15 protein-coding genes are annotated in these 14,786 nt (G+C 35.1%); 12 read left to right on the plus strand and 3 right to left on the minus strand.

The features are described from left to right. Window positions 1–21: 21 nt before the first annotated feature. From PSE83_RS12195 to trmL, 12 genes are all read left to right on the plus strand, one after another. On the plus strand, window positions 22–1,269 hold the full coding sequence (locus PSE83_RS12195) for an oligosaccharide flippase family protein (RefSeq protein ID WP_272660880.1): 1,248 nt from the start codon (window positions 22–24) through the stop codon (window positions 1,267–1,269). Beyond that, window positions 1,256–2,392 (plus strand): CDP-glycerol glycerophosphotransferase family protein, encoded by a 1,137-nt coding sequence (locus tag PSE83_RS12200; protein ID WP_272660881.1) that lies wholly within the window; start codon window positions 1,256–1,258, stop codon window positions 2,390–2,392. The genes PSE83_RS12195 and PSE83_RS12200 overlap by 14 nt, the downstream gene beginning before the upstream one ends. A 17-nt stretch (window positions 2,393–2,409) precedes the next feature. Beyond that, the gene (locus PSE83_RS12205) at window positions 2,410–3,492 is read left to right on the plus strand and encodes a glycosyltransferase family 4 protein (protein WP_272660882.1); all 1,083 of its coding nucleotides are present in this window, start codon (window positions 2,410–2,412) and stop codon (window positions 3,490–3,492) included. Between the two features lie 9 nt (window positions 3,493–3,501). Further along, window positions 3,502–4,605, plus strand: a complete 1,104-nt coding sequence (locus PSE83_RS12210; RefSeq protein WP_272660883.1) for a glycosyltransferase — start codon at window positions 3,502–3,504, stop codon at window positions 4,603–4,605. Further along, window positions 4,592–5,725 (plus strand): hypothetical protein, encoded by a 1,134-nt coding sequence (locus PSE83_RS12215; RefSeq protein ID WP_272660884.1) that lies wholly within the window; start codon window positions 4,592–4,594, stop codon window positions 5,723–5,725. The genes PSE83_RS12210 and PSE83_RS12215 overlap by 14 nt, the downstream gene beginning before the upstream one ends. A gap of 3 nt (window positions 5,726–5,728) precedes the next feature. Continuing rightward, entirely contained in the window at window positions 5,729–6,760 is a 1,032-nt protein-coding gene (locus tag PSE83_RS12220) for a glycosyltransferase (RefSeq protein ID WP_272660885.1), read from the plus strand. A 1-nt stretch (window position 6,761) separates the two neighbouring features. Next, window positions 6,762–7,709 carry an NAD-dependent epimerase/dehydratase family protein gene (locus PSE83_RS12225; RefSeq protein WP_109912514.1) on the plus strand — a complete coding sequence of 316 codons (948 nt, stop codon included), beginning with the start codon at window positions 6,762–6,764 and terminating at the stop codon, window positions 7,707–7,709. 48 nt (window positions 7,710–7,757) lie between these two features. Then, window positions 7,758–8,903 carry a polysaccharide export protein gene (locus PSE83_RS12230; protein WP_272660886.1) on the plus strand — a complete coding sequence of 382 codons (1,146 nt, stop codon included), beginning with the start codon at window positions 7,758–7,760 and terminating at the stop codon, window positions 8,901–8,903. 5 nt (window positions 8,904–8,908) lie between these two features. After that, on the plus strand, window positions 8,909–9,337 hold the full coding sequence (locus PSE83_RS12235) for an arsenate reductase/protein-tyrosine-phosphatase family protein (RefSeq protein ID WP_187710694.1): 429 nt from the start codon (window positions 8,909–8,911) through the stop codon (window positions 9,335–9,337). 35 nt (window positions 9,338–9,372) lie between these two features. Beyond that, window positions 9,373–11,451 (plus strand): polysaccharide biosynthesis tyrosine autokinase, encoded by a 2,079-nt coding sequence (locus tag PSE83_RS12240; RefSeq protein WP_272660887.1) that lies wholly within the window; start codon window positions 9,373–9,375, stop codon window positions 11,449–11,451. 17 nt (window positions 11,452–11,468) lie between these two features. Continuing rightward, a complete protein-coding gene (gene galE, locus PSE83_RS12245; protein ID WP_272660888.1) occupies window positions 11,469–12,494 on the plus strand; it encodes a UDP-glucose 4-epimerase GalE in 1,026 nt (341 codons plus the stop codon). A gap of 159 nt (window positions 12,495–12,653) precedes the next feature. Beyond that, the gene (gene trmL, locus PSE83_RS12250) at window positions 12,654–13,157 is read left to right on the plus strand and encodes a tRNA (uridine(34)/cytosine(34)/5-carboxymethylaminomethyluridine(34)-2'-O)-methyltransferase TrmL (RefSeq protein WP_096863620.1); all 504 of its coding nucleotides are present in this window, start codon (window positions 12,654–12,656) and stop codon (window positions 13,155–13,157) included. Between the two features lie 35 nt (window positions 13,158–13,192). On the opposite strand, the gene PSE83_RS12255 is transcribed toward trmL, so the two are convergent. The 3 genes from PSE83_RS12255 to cysE all read right to left on the minus strand — a co-directional run bounded on the left by PSE83_RS12255 (window position 13,193) and on the right by cysE (window position 14,764). After that, complete coding sequence (locus PSE83_RS12255; protein WP_047756788.1) at window positions 13,193–13,549, minus strand: type II toxin-antitoxin system PemK/MazF family toxin; 357 nt, start codon at window positions 13,547–13,549, stop codon at window positions 13,193–13,195. Then, window positions 13,546–13,791, minus strand: a complete 246-nt coding sequence (locus PSE83_RS12260; RefSeq protein ID WP_004906951.1) for an AbrB/MazE/SpoVT family DNA-binding domain-containing protein — start codon at window positions 13,789–13,791, stop codon at window positions 13,546–13,548. The genes PSE83_RS12255 and PSE83_RS12260 overlap by 4 nt, the downstream gene beginning before the upstream one ends. A gap of 151 nt (window positions 13,792–13,942) precedes the next feature. Next, complete coding sequence (cysE, locus tag PSE83_RS12265; RefSeq protein ID WP_153674037.1) at window positions 13,943–14,764, minus strand: serine O-acetyltransferase; 822 nt, start codon at window positions 14,762–14,764, stop codon at window positions 13,943–13,945. Window positions 14,765–14,786 lie beyond the last annotated feature (22 nt).

Genomic DNA, 14,786 nt, shown 5'->3' on the forward strand with positions numbered 1-14,786 from the left:
GGTAAATCTCATTAAAGGCCAATGAACCGAATCTATAAAAACATATTCTCATTAACATTAATACAATTTTTTAACTATCTATCACCATTACTGGTGCTACCATATTTAAGTAGGACATTGAGTATAGATGGGTTCGGTTTATTAATGCTAACCATATCGATGATTTCGATTTGTTTAGTTATCACCGATTTTGGCTTTAATATTTCGTCTACTCACTGGATATCAATAAATAGAGATGACAAGAATAAAGTAGCTAATCATATCGGTGCAGTGCTAGTTATAAAACTTATACTAATCTTTTTTTTGATTTTTATTTTATATTACTATATAAAATATATAACAGAGTTGCCAATAAAAGATAAAAATAGTTATATAATACTAGTGTCACTGATAGTAATATTTCAATCCTTTCAGCCTACTTGGTTTTTTCAAGGAATTGAAAGGATGTTTAACATTACTATTTTTATGGCTACATCTAAAATTTTTTATATTATTCTTGTTTTTCTTCTAGTTAAAGATAAGAATGATATTACCACAACACTTATATGCTTACTTACTTCAAATATTATTGCATCAGTGCTTAGCCTTGTATCTATTTATCTAAACAAATATTTTATAAAGCTCCCCCCACTAAGTTATACTATTCAAATATTAAAAATAGGTATTCCATATTTTTTTTCTAGAGCATCTGTATCAGTATACACCTCAGCTAGTACTTTTATAGTTGGAAGTCTTTCCGGTTTACATCAATCCGCAATCTTTTCTAGTGCAGAAAAACTATATCAAGCAGGACAAAGCATAACCTCCCCTGTAAGCCAAGCTATTTTCCCATATATTGCAAAAACGGGAGAAAAAAACATTTTATATAAATTTATAGCTATAATTTCAATTCCACTACTTATGCTATGTATTGCTTGTTTATTGTTATCAAAAGAAATTATTACTATTTTTTATGGAGATAGCTTCTACGAGGCTTATCCTGTATTAAACATATTTATAATATGCACGCTAATTAATTTTATTGGTGTTAATTTTGGTTACCCTGCTTTTGCAGTATTTAACCGATTGGATATACCAAATAAGACAACAATTGTTGGATTTTTCGTGCAAATTTTTAGTTTATTATATTTATTTAGAACCGATAATATATCTGCATATACTGTTGCTTGCTCTGTTCTACTGACAGAAACAATTGTAATGATAATAAGAGTTTGTTTATATTTAATGATAGTAAAAAAGGAAAAAAAACAACCTAATGTTAAAAATTAAAAATATCTTATTATTTACTTTTAAAGTAATAAACATTTTTATTAAGAAAAAAAATATAATTTTATTTTATAGTACACCTGACATTTCCGATAATGCACTAGCATATTACTATCATATTAGAGATAAATATAGATGTATTTGGGTTATAAAAGATGAGGTGTTTGCTAAAAAAATAATACAAATAGAAAAGATAAAAAATATAGAGTATATAAGAATAAATTCTCTTAAAGAAATATATTATTCTCTTATTTCAAAAATTCATATAAACACTCACGGTTCAGGCTATAAAAAATTTAATTTTTCCAAATACCCACTTATAGTATCATTATGGCATGGCAGCCCAATAAAAAAAATTGGAAAAGATATAAATGAAACCCCTTGTAAACAAGATATATTAATTTCTGGATCTGATTTCTTTACTCCAATAATGATAAGAAGTATCGCATCTAAAAACTGTAAAGTTGTATCTACGGGATTACCTCGAAATGATTGGCTTACAAAAAGATCATCTTCTACACTATCAAATAATTTTAAGTGTAAAGAAAAAATAGTAATATGGATGCCAACATTTGTTAAATCAAGACAACAACCATCATCAAATAAAATTTTTGATGATGGAAAAATCTTAAATGGCCATATAAGCTTCTTATCCTTATCAGATTTTTTTTTATTAAACGAAACTCTTTCTTCTTTAAATTTAATTCTCTATATAAAATTACATCCTTTCGATATACTTAATGAAGTAGATTTTTCCTCATATGATTACAATAATATAAAAATAATAAAATCAGATAACCCTGATTTTATGGGAAGTAAATTATATTGCATGCTATCTGAATCTTCTGGATTAATTAGTGATCTTTCATCCGTAATTTTCGATTATATATATACATCTAATCTTATCGGAATAGATACATACTCTTATAAAAATTATACAAGGCCTATGTATTTTGAATTAGATCACAGCCAGTTAAACTCCTTCATTATCTATAATATAGAAACCCTCATTCAATACTTAAAAAAAATAAATAACGAAAACCTATATAAAAAATCAATATACATATATGAATCATCTGAATCTTTTTGTACCAATGTAGAGAAAGTTATTAATGAAAACCTATAATTTTGGAATACATAGAAATGCTTAATGTTTGTTTTTTCATTGGAAATTTAAATAACTCAGGTGGAACTGAGAGAATAACGTCTGTAATTGCAAATGAGCTCTCCAAACTTAATTATAATGTTAGTATACTCACCCTACATTCTGGTGAGAAGCCTTTTTTTCCCTTATGTAAAGAAATAAAAACATCCCAGATTAACAAAAAAAAATATAAGACACTATTTCAATTACCAAGTACTATTTTTAAATTAAGACGTTATTTACGCAAAAACGATATTGATATTATTATAGATGTAGATACAATGCTATCAATATATACTATCCCTGCATTATTTATGATCAGTAATATCAAACATATTAGCTGGGAACACTTTAACTATAACGTTACACTAGGAAAAAAAATTCGTATTCCTATACGAAACATAGCCGCTAAATTCTCAGATATTATTATTACTTTAACTGAGCGAGATAAAAGTCTTTGGATTAAACATACTAAAGGGAAAAACATTATTGCTATTCCTAACCCAATAACACTTCAAGGTAATATCCCAAGATTAAATATTAATAAAAAAAAGTGTATTTTAGCCGTTGGCAGATTAACCCACCAAAAAGGCTTTGACATCCTAATTCACTCTTGGAAAATTGTAAATCAACAATACCCGGACTGGTGTCTAAAAATTATAGGCTCAGGAGAGGATGAATATAATCTAACTAATTTAATAAATTTATTAGAATTAGACAATTCCGTAGAAATAGCCCCAACTACATATCAAATCGAAGCAGAATATTATTTATCAAGCTATTTAGTTTCAAGTTCAAGATATGAAGGCTTTGGCTTAGTTATTTTAGAAGCTCAGTCATGTGGGTTACCAGTTATCTCATTTGACTGTGATGCAGGCCCAAGTGAAATTATTAGGAATAATATTTCAGGTTGGCTATGCGAATGCGAAAATATAAATGAATTAGCATTAAAAATTATAAATGCAATAAATATTTTCGATAAAAACCCTGAGTTTTATAAAGAACTAGAAAAAAACTCAATTATTAATTCAAAGCGATTTACAGTGGAAAATATATTACCTCTTTGGACTAAAATTTTATAGGGATTTACTATGAATATTATTTTAACAACTACAGGGCTAGGAATGGGAGGAGCTGAAAAGCAAATTTGTGACTTAGCAGATCAGTATACATTGAAAGGACATAAAGTAAGCATAATCTCATTGACAAACAATTCAAAATTAAAACCAAGTAGTGAAGAAATTACCATATATTATCTTAATCTAGAAAAAAAAATATTTAGTCTTTTTAAAGTTTACCTAGCAGCAAGAAAATTAATCAACAAAATAAAACCTGATGTCGTTCATAGCCATATGATTCACGCGAATATTTTTTTTCGTTTGTTGCGAGTCACTACTCCTATGAAATATTTGATTTCCACCATGCATAATACATATGAGGGAGGAAAATTAAAAATGTTGTCGTATAGGCTAACAGATTTTCTAGCTGATTTATCAACTAATGTAAGCCAGGAAGCTGTTGATATTTTCTTAGAAAAAAAAGCAAGTAGCAAAAATAAAATTATTAAACAATACAATGGAATTGACACTCAAAAGTATATCTTTTCTGAAAGGAATAGGATTGAAATTAGGAATAGGCTAGGACTAGATAATGATACCATAGTATTATTATCTGTTGGCAGATTAACTGAAGCAAAAGACTACCCAAATCTATTATATTCTCTATCAAAAATATCAGACACTAAAATAAAAGTATTAATTATTGGAGATGGTGAATTAAAAAATGAATTATATAATTTGACAACTAGACTTAACCTTGATGATACAGTCTCTTTTTTAGGTATACAAAATAATGTTCATGAATGGATGTCGGCTTGTGACCTATTTATCTTACCCTCTGCATGGGAGGGCTTTGGGCTAGTAGTAGCAGAAGCAATGTCATGTGAACGGCTTGTAATAGCAACTGATTGTGGAGGTGTTAAAGAGGTTTTAGGGAATCATGGTTTCCTGATTCCACCTAAAAACAGTGACATTCTAGCTAATTCTATTTTACAAGCTATTTCAATGACTCCTGAAGAAGTAAAAAAAATTACACTAAATGCTAAAGAACATATCAACAATAATTTCTCTCTCAATATAATTGTTGATAATTGGTTAAAAATTTACACGAAAAAGAATTTTGATGAAATCAAATAATAATTCTAATATCCATAGTACTAGAAATAATATAACACTTATTACTATTATATTATTATTTACAATTATACTACCTTCTCCAGTGATTGTTTATGGCTTCCAAATAATATTTTTAGGCTTGTTTTCTTCTGTTTTATTTATTAGTCATGGTTATATATCTGTACGTAATCTATTTTTAACATTGTTAGTGATAGCTATAATATTACTTTGGAGTTTTATACAAACCAATTATCTTCTTTATCAAGAATTGTTATGGCCTCAAACAATTAGAGTATGCTTTTGGATATTTTGTACTTTTTTATTATATAAAAAAATAAATTCATTTAATGAAATCACGCTTATAAAAAGTTTAAAGCTCGCCATACTGATACTTTCTTTTTCAGTTATTATTCAATTTATTCTATATTATTTTTTTCACTACAAGCTAGACTATTCAGTTTTACTTGGTGGAATCGAATCCAGAACATCATATTCAAATAGTGTATATAGGGCATCAGGTTTAACAGCCGAACCATCTATAATTTCCGGTGTTATAGTAGCTTTAATGACATTATATTTTTTCTTTATAAAGAAATTTGATACTGTTTTTTTTATTGGTTCTATTAGTTGCTGCCTTACACTCTCTACTCTAGGTATATTTTTGGCAACCGTATTCTTATTTATAGCCTTCTTAAAAAGACAAAATACATTATTAATATTATTATTGATAATCCCTTTTGTTTTATTTGTTTTACCTGAGTTATTAGACAGATACTTAATATTCAAATCTGGAGATGACTCAAGCAATAATATTAAGCTTACTATTATTCAAAACTTAATAAACAATGAGCACTTACTATATTTAGGTTATGGATTCACAGGTAAAAGTATATCCGCTCCAACATTTTATGAAGCACTTTATGATTTAACATTTTTCGGCTCATTAATTATTTTATTTGGATTACCTTTAGGTTTATTATTATCATTTACTATAATAGCAATAATATTAAACCTTAATTTTAACATAAAAGAAAAAACACTAATATTTCTTTGTTTGATAAAAATATCATCTCCTACCTTTATTTTCTTCAATTTATTTATACTATTGATTTTTATTATTTCACATAAAAGAAAAATTTAACATATGAAAAAAATCACATTTATAATAACTAAATCAGAGATTGGTGGAGCACAAGCATGGATACTAGAGCTTAAAAAGCTTCTTACCCCATACTACAAGTGTACATTAATTACTTCTGATTACGGTTGGTTAACAGATCAATTTGAGCCAAATGATATTGCTATAATTCCTGAAATTAATAGTTTTATTAATTTTAAAGCTAGTTTTAAAATAGCAAAAAGACTAAAGGCTAACTCCACCGATATAGTTATTTCCAGTTCAGCCAATGCAGGGATTCATTCAAGACTATCAAAACTCATGTATAATCATAAGCATATATATGTTTCTCATGGATGGTCTTGCATTTATAATGGTGGAAAATTAAGTTTTATTTTTTGTAACATAGAAAGGCTGTTTTCTTTAATAACTGATACTATTCTATGTGTATCTAATAAGGATTATAACAATGCAATTAACAAGTTAAAAATATCAAAAAGAAAACTACTAACTATACAAAATAAAATATCTCCGATGCCTGAAAAAAAGCTAATTAATCAAAAGTTGAAAGTTCTCTTTGTTGGAAGGTTAGCCCCTCCTAAAAGAGCTGACTTATTTATTGATACAGCTGAATATTTCCCTAACATTGATTTCTATGTGGTTGGTTCGGGCCCGCTTAAGACGAGTTTGATAAAACAACAAGAGAACATTGCCAATATAACTATGTTAGGAGAAATTAGCAATTTTAGAGATTATAATGATTTTGATATATTTGTTTTGTGTTCTGAAAGTGAAGGGCTACCTATGTCTGCCCTAGAAGCAGGATCAGCAGGCCTACCATTATTATTAAGCTCAGTTGGCGGTTGTGGGGAACTAATTTACCAAACAGGAACTAATGCGAATGGATTATTATTTGATAACAACCTTAGTAGCTTAAAAGAAAATCTAGCTAAAATAATAAATAATTATAATGAATATTATCAGGCAGCACAAAACAGTAAAGAGCTATTTGATATTTCATCTTCAATTGAACACTATCTTAATTTAGTCAAGGAATAGTATGCTAACTATCATCGGTGGTTCCGGTTTTATCGGCACCCGTCTCTCTAATCAATTAAAGTCCCAAAATATCGATTTCAAAATTGTTGATATTCAAAAAAGCGAAGCTCATCCTGAAAAATGGGAATTTGGTGATGTGACCAAACCTGAAACACTTATTGAGCCATTAAAAGGCAGTGATGTTATTATTAATTTATCTGCTCAACATAAAGACAATGTGCACCCAATAAGCCTTTACTATGAAGTGAATGTGGATGGTGCTAAAAATGTCTGTGATGTGGCTGAACAACTTGGCATTAAACATATTGTATTTACCTCTTCTGTCGCTGTTTATGGTTTTGTTGAAAAAGAAACTGGCGAAGACGGTGAATACCATCCGTTTAATGACTACGGCAAATCAAAACTTGAAGCCGAATATGTCTATGATGCATGGCAAGCCAAGTCAGCGGATAATATTTTAGTCACCATACGCCCAACGGTTGTTTTTGGTGAAAATAACCGTGGTAATGTTTATAATTTATTCCGCCAAATTGCTTCTGGTCGTTTCTTAATGATCGGTGCAGGGAATAATCAAAAATCGATGGCTTATGTTGAAAATGTTGCCGCCTTTATTTATTTTGCAACCACGTTTACAACTGGAAAACATGTTTTCAATTATATTGATAAACCTGACTTTACCATGAACGAACTAACCACTGTAATCTGTGGTGCGTTAGATAAACCAAAATCCAATATCCGAGTTCCTTACCCAATTGGGATATTAGGTGGTTATTGTTTTGACATTCTTTCTAAAGTGACAGGTAAAGAGTTTCCAGTCAGTAGTATTCGAGTAAAAAAATTCTGTGCAAGAACACAATTTAAATCAAACTACATTGCTGATACCTCATTTACACCACCAGTCACACTGGAAAAAGGTATCGCTAATACAGTTCAATACGAATTCAAATAAAATAGGCGAGTGCCTTTAACTATATTGCTATAGGGATAGAGTGTATTTATGAAGCGTCTTTCTGTTGCTGTACTTATGCTAACTGCATTAACGGGCTGCACCGTCACCCCCGGCGCCTATGTATCAACCTCGGGCAAAAATGTGGTTGATACGGGTGACCGTGACATTACCAAATTAGTTGATATCTACCCAATTTCGCCAAAATTGTTGGATGATATGTACATCGCCCCAACCATTGCCAAACCGAATGCGCAGTTAGAAAAGCAACTGACTCACTATGAATACCGTGTAGGTGCAGGTGATGTATTAACCATTACGGTTTGGGACCACCCTGAACTGACCATCCCTGCAGGTTCTTACCGTAGTGCACAAGACTCCGGTAACTGGGTTCACTCTGACGGCACCATCTACTACCCGTATATTGGTAAAGTCAAAGTGATCGGTAAAACGGTCACTGAAATCCGTACCCTGATAAGCAACCGCTTAGCCACTTATATTGAATCCCCACAAGTGGATGTCAGTATTGCCGCATTCCGTTCGCAAAAAATGTATGTTTCGGGTGAAGTGGCCAAACCGGGTACACTGCCTATCACTAACGTTCCACTCACTATCTTAGAAGCCTTTAATAATGCAGGCGGCTTAACCGAAAAAGCCGATTGGGATAATGTCGTTCTTACCCGTAACGGCAAAGAAATCAAAGTGTCATTACAAGATTTAGTTCAGTACGGCGATTTAACCCAAAACTACCTGATGCTACCGGGTGATGTGCTATATGTGCCACGTAATGATAGCCAGAAAGTGTTTGTGATGGGTGAAGTGGGTCAACCAACGACCTTAACCATTGACCGCGCGGGAATGAGTATTACTGAAGCCCTGAGCAAAGCAAGCGGCCTTAACCAAACAACTGCCAATGCAACAGGTGTATTTGTTATCCGCCCAATTAAAAACCAGCCCGCGGAAGACAAAGAGCTTGATGCTCTGTTACCGAAAAAAATGGCCGCGGTTTATCAGCTAGACTTATCGGATGCCACCTCACTCGTGATGGGAACTGAATTTAAACTACAGCCCTATGACTTAGTGTATGTTACCGCAGCCCCTGTAGTACGTTGGAACCGACTAATCACTCAGTTATTACCAACTATCGCTTCATATAATCAGTTAACCGAAGGTACCAAGCGTATTCACGACTGGTAATCGATATGTTTAATAATATTCTTGTTGTTTGTATGGGAAATATCTGTCGCTCTCCTACGGGGGAGCGTTTATTGCAGCACTATTTTCCCAAAAAAACTGTTCACTCAGCAGGCATTATTGCTAAAAATGACATGCCCGCTTATGACAGCGCCATCCGGATTGCCGAGCAACATCAGCTTTCCCTTGAAAGCCATCAATCACGTCGGTTAACTAGCGAAATATGCCATAAAGCAGACTTAATCCTAGTGATGGAAAACGATCATATTGCTAAAATCCACCAACAGTTTCCTGAAACCCGCGGTAAAGTGATGTTATTTGGGCAATGGATTAATAAAACCGAAATTCCTGACCCGCACAAACGCAGCGATGAAATGTTTGAGCACGTTTACCAGTTGATGGAAAAAGCCGCGATTGCTTGGCAAGGCAAAATTTAATTTTATTTATTGGATGACTTAACATTTAACCTATTATGAACACAACAAAAAATAGCTCCCCTGCCTCAGATGAAATCGATCTGCTCGCTCTGTTTAAAGTTTTGAAATCCAACACGATTAAAATTGGGTTTTTTACCGTATTTTTTGCGGCTATCGCCATCGCATACAGTTTATTGGCAACCCCTATTTACCAAGCCAATGCGACCTTACAGTATGACAAATTAGGCCAGGTATCATTACTTGACCAAATGAGTGATGTCATGCCATTTGGTAACAGCAATAACCAAGTCGACTCTGAAATTGAAGTCATCAAATCACGCATGGTGTTAGGTAAAACCGTTACTGACCTAAACTTAGACACTCGAGCAGCTCCTGAAGGCTTTGTCAGTAAATTACTGGGTGAAGTGGCTCCCGTTCATGTTGACCTATTTCAGTTACCTGAAAACTTAATTGGCCAGCCATTTACCCTGACTTATTTAGGGGATAACAATTATTCCCTCAATGTAGATGGCCAAGTCTTACAAGGTAAAGTCGGTGAAGTCCTCAAGCAAGGGGAAATTAACTTATTGATTTCTAGTTTCACGGCTGAAGCTGGCGAAGAGTTCTCATTAATCAAAAATGCCCGTTACTCCACCATTGAAGACTTACGCAACACTCTAACCATCGCTGAAGTCGGGAAAGGCACGGGTATTATCAGCTTAGCCATTAAAGGGGCGGATAAAACTGAGAATGTTAAAATCCTCAACAGTGTTATCCAAAACTATGTTGACCAAAATACCGAACGTAAAAAAGAAGTCACTAACAATACGCTTGTATTTTTAGATGACTACTTACCTACGATTAAAAAGAAATTAGATAACTACGAAAACCAGCTCAATGCCTTTCGTAAAAAGAATGAATCCATTGACCTCTCTTTAGAAGCTAAAGCCGCTCTAGATACTGCATTACAGGTCGAAGAAAAACTTAATGAACTGACCTTTAAAGAGGTCGAGATCCAGCAGCTATATACCCGTAACCACCCGGCTTATCAGTCTCTGTTAGATAAGCGCCAACAGTTGTTACGTGAAAAAGAAAAAATCAGTAAAAATATTCAAAAGTTACCCAATACCCAACAAGAAATCGTCCGTTTAACTCGCGATGTCGAAGCGGAACAAGCCATTTATACTCAATTAGTGGCGAAACAGCAGGAACTCAGTGTGTTGAACTCCGGTATTACAGCGGATGTGCGTATTATTGACTCTGCTGAATCCCAACCAAAACCAGTGGCACCGAAAAAATCACTGATTGTCGTTCTCGCCACTATCCTTGGTTTTATTATCGGCTGTGCGTATGTGATTGCCCGCGAGTTCTTTAATAATAAAATTAAGAGCACAGAAGATATTGATGCATTGGGTGTCAACGTCTATGCCACTATCCCATTCTCTGCTCATGAGAAAAAACTCATTGAAGCTGGTAATAAGAGCCCACTAGCGATAGAAAACCCAGCAGATACTGCTGTCGAAGCTATCCGTTCATTACGTACCAGTGTGTACTTCTCGGTGATGAACCAAGGTAACAACCTAGTTATGGTCACCAGTGCGTCACCAGGGGTTGGGAAAAGCTTTGTTACCTCCAATATGGCGGTGGTACTGGCTAATGCAGGTAAGAAAGTATTATTAATCGATACCGACTTACGTAAAGGCCGTTTGCACAAAGCCTTTGGGTTAAACAATAAAGCAGGCTTATCTGACTACTTATCACAGCAAAGTTTAGAATCACCGACCATTCATGCTAACGTGATTGAAAATCTCGATGTAATTTGTCGTGGTAAAAATGTTACTCACTCTTCTGAGTTATTAATGGGTGAGCGCTTTAAGCAATTATTAGATAAAGTCAAAAACCAATACGATATTGTGGTGATCGATACCGCACCAATCTTAGCAATTACGGACTCTGCGATTATTGGTAAATATGTCGGTACTTCATTACTGATTGCTTTCTACGGGGTGAATACCGTGAAAGATGTTGATCTATCACTGAAACGCTTTAAGCAAAATGATATCGACATTACCGGTGTGATCCTCAATGGTATTGATGCAAGGTCTGACGACTATAACTACCATTACGAATATTAAGACTCAGGAATATTGAGATGAAGAATCAACAAGTTCTCGTCACGGGTGGCCTTGGCTACATTGGTAGCCATACCTGTGTACAGATGATCCAGCAAGGGATGCAGCCGGTTATTTTAGATAACTTGCATAATGCCAATCTTGAAGTACTTAACCGTATTGAAGCTATCACAGGTGTTAAGCCCACCTTTTACCAAGGTGATGTGCGTGATGGGCAAATTTTAGCGTCCATTTTTGCTAATCATCAAATTCATTCAGTCATCCACTTTGCTGGGTTGAAAGCTGTTGGTGAGTCGGTACAAAAACCAATTGAATACTATGATGTTAACGTCAATGGCACATTGGTATTAGTGGAAAGTATGAAAAAAGCAGGTGTTAAGAGCCTGATTTTTAGTTCCTCCGCTACCGTATATGGTGACCCTGAAGAAGTGCCATTAACAGAGAATTCCAAAGTCGGTGGAACCACCAATCCATACGGAACCAGTAAGTATATGGTTGAGCGTATCCTTTCGGATTTATATATTGCGGAAGATGATTGGTCACTGACCTTACTGCGTTATTTTAACCCTGTTGGCGCACACCCATCCGGAACCATGGGTGAAGACCCGCAAGGGATTCCGAATAACTTGGCACCGTTTGTTTCCCAAGTCGCTGTAGGCCGCCGCCCACAAGTGATGGTATTTGGTAATGATTACCCAACACCGGATGGTACTGGTGTGCGTGACTATATTCACGTAATGGATTTGGCTGATGGCCATATTGCCGCGCTGAATAAAGTTAGCCAGCAAGCAGGTTTACATGTTTACAATCTTGGTACAGGAACTGGCACAAGTGTACTGGAAATTATTACCGCTTTTGAAAAAGCGGCAGGTAAGCCAATCAAATATGAGATTGTAGCAAGGCGCCCTGGTGATATTGCGGAATGTTGGTCTAGCCCAGAAAAAGCGTTGAAAGATTTAAACTGGAAGGCGCAGTATTCTATTCAAGATATGGTGAATGATAGCTGGCGTTGGCAGTCCATGAACCCCAATGGTTATAACAGCTAACCTCAACGAGTTATTTCAGAGACGAGCCTTTATGGCTCGTTTTTTGTTTTCAGGGTACAAATAATTTTTACGGCTGCTATAAAAGTTCCACATGAAAACAAACCCATTTGCGCGTAAACTCTTCCCATCATTTATTATCACAAATATCAGCTTAACGTTATGCCACACATTGTTTTATTCGAACCAGAAATACCGCCAAATACCGGCAATATTATTCGCCTTTGTGCCAATACTGGCTTTGATTTGCATCTTATTCACCCTCTTGGGTTTACATGGGATGATAAACGCTTACGCCGTGCAGGGTTGGACTATAGCGAGTTTGCCGATATCAAGCACCATCATGATTATTTTGCTTTTTTAAAAAGTGAAGGACTAAACCCGGATAATAACCAATCTGAAAGCGGTGCACGCGTGTTTGCCTTAACCACTAAAGGTAAGCCAAGTCATAGTAATGTTAGTTATCAAGAAAATGATTATTTGATGTTTGGCCCTGAAACCCGAGGGCTACCGCCTTATGTGCTAGATAACATGCCAATGGAGCAAAAAATTCGTATTCCGATGTTGGCAGATAGCCGCAGTATGAATTTATCCAACTCAGTGGCTGTGGTGGTGTTTGAGGCATGGAGGCAGTTGGGGTATGCAGGGGCGCTGCTAAAGGACTAGACTATAAAAGGAGCTCAGTTTGAGTTCCTTTAGTTTTAATCAATAAAAAAATGCTCTCCACCAATTAATGGGATCAACCTTGCGAGCACACCATCAAGAACCCCCTCATCAGCAACTACCCCAAACTTCATACTTCTATCTTTCCAAGATAGTGTTTGAATAAGGTTTGCCGCAGCAACACACGGAGTATCAAGATTATTTATCCTTACTTCTGTTATGTGCCCTCTAATGCTTGTGCTAATAGGACAACAAATTACCAAGCCTGATTTTTTATTATATTCCACACTGGATAAAACGAGTGCAGGCCGATATTTTCCTATTTCTTTTCCTTTCGTTGGGTCAAAATCTAACCAAATAATATCATTTCGCCTTGGTATGTAACTTTTACTCATTCACCAATTTCCATATCATTAATTTGAGCAAGTTCATCTGAATGACTATTATATTCATTCATATTGTCAAGCAAATAAGCTTCAGAAAACATCCTTATCTTCTTTTTGGGAGAAAGAACCAAATTACCGTTATTAACAGAAATATCAAGACGTTGACCAACCTCAATACCTAATTGTTTTAAGATAGCTGATGGGATAACAATGCCTTGGCTATTTCCCCATTTTTTTATAGCAACGCTCATTTCTCTTACCCCATACTTATTTTTGAGTATATTAGTTTCCAAATGTATAAACATTGTATAACTTCATTGAGGTTAAAGCAAATTTTCGGTCAATTTATATACAGATGAGGGAAATCAAAAATGAAAACGATCGAACTAGAACCCTCACAACTCAAATCCCATCCCCATCTTCAAAACCCCAAATAATGCCATTAAAGTTTTGATCCATTTCTAAGGACGGTTTATCGCTAGTTGGTTTACCGACAATGCGTGCTGGAACCCCTGCTACCGTGGTGTGTGGTGGAACGGGGTGAAGTACAACAGAACCTGCGCCAATTTTTGCGCCACGGCCAATTTCAATATTCCCTAAGATTTTTGCCCCTGCACCAATCATCACCCCTTCTCTTACTTTAGGATGGCGGTCGCCACAGGTTTTCCCAGTACCGCCTAATGTGACGGATTGCAAAATTGAGACATCATTTTCGACAATGGCCGTTTCCCCAATCACAATACCCGTTGCGTGGTCAAGCATAATGCCACAACCAATACGGGCCGCTGGGTGGATATCGACACCAAAAGAAACGGAGATTTGATTTTGCAAATAAACCGCCAGCGCTTGGCGGCCTTCTTTCCACAGCCAATTACCGATGCGATAGGCTTGCAAGGCGTGGAAACCTTTTAAGTACAATAATGGCGTGGAGTATTTATCAACGGCAGGGTCACGTAAGCGAACCGCCGCTAAGTCCATTGCCGCAGAGAAAATCATACTTTCGTCATTGCGATAAGCGGCTTCCACAATTTCGCGCACTTCAAGAGCAGGCATAATCGGTGAGCTCAGTTTGTTAGCTAGCATATAACTGAGCGCACTGCCTAAATTGTCGTGCTTTAATAATGTCGCGTTAAAAAAACTGGCGAGGAGTGGTTCGCAGTCCGCAAGAGACTTCGCTTCATCTTTAATGAAACCCCAAATTCTATCCAGTTCTTCACGCGACATAATCACTCACCTATCTATTTTT

The organism is Providencia sp. PROV150 (assembly GCF_028481025.1).
GTDB lineage: Bacteria > Pseudomonadota > Gammaproteobacteria > Enterobacterales > Enterobacteriaceae > Providencia > Providencia hangzhouensis.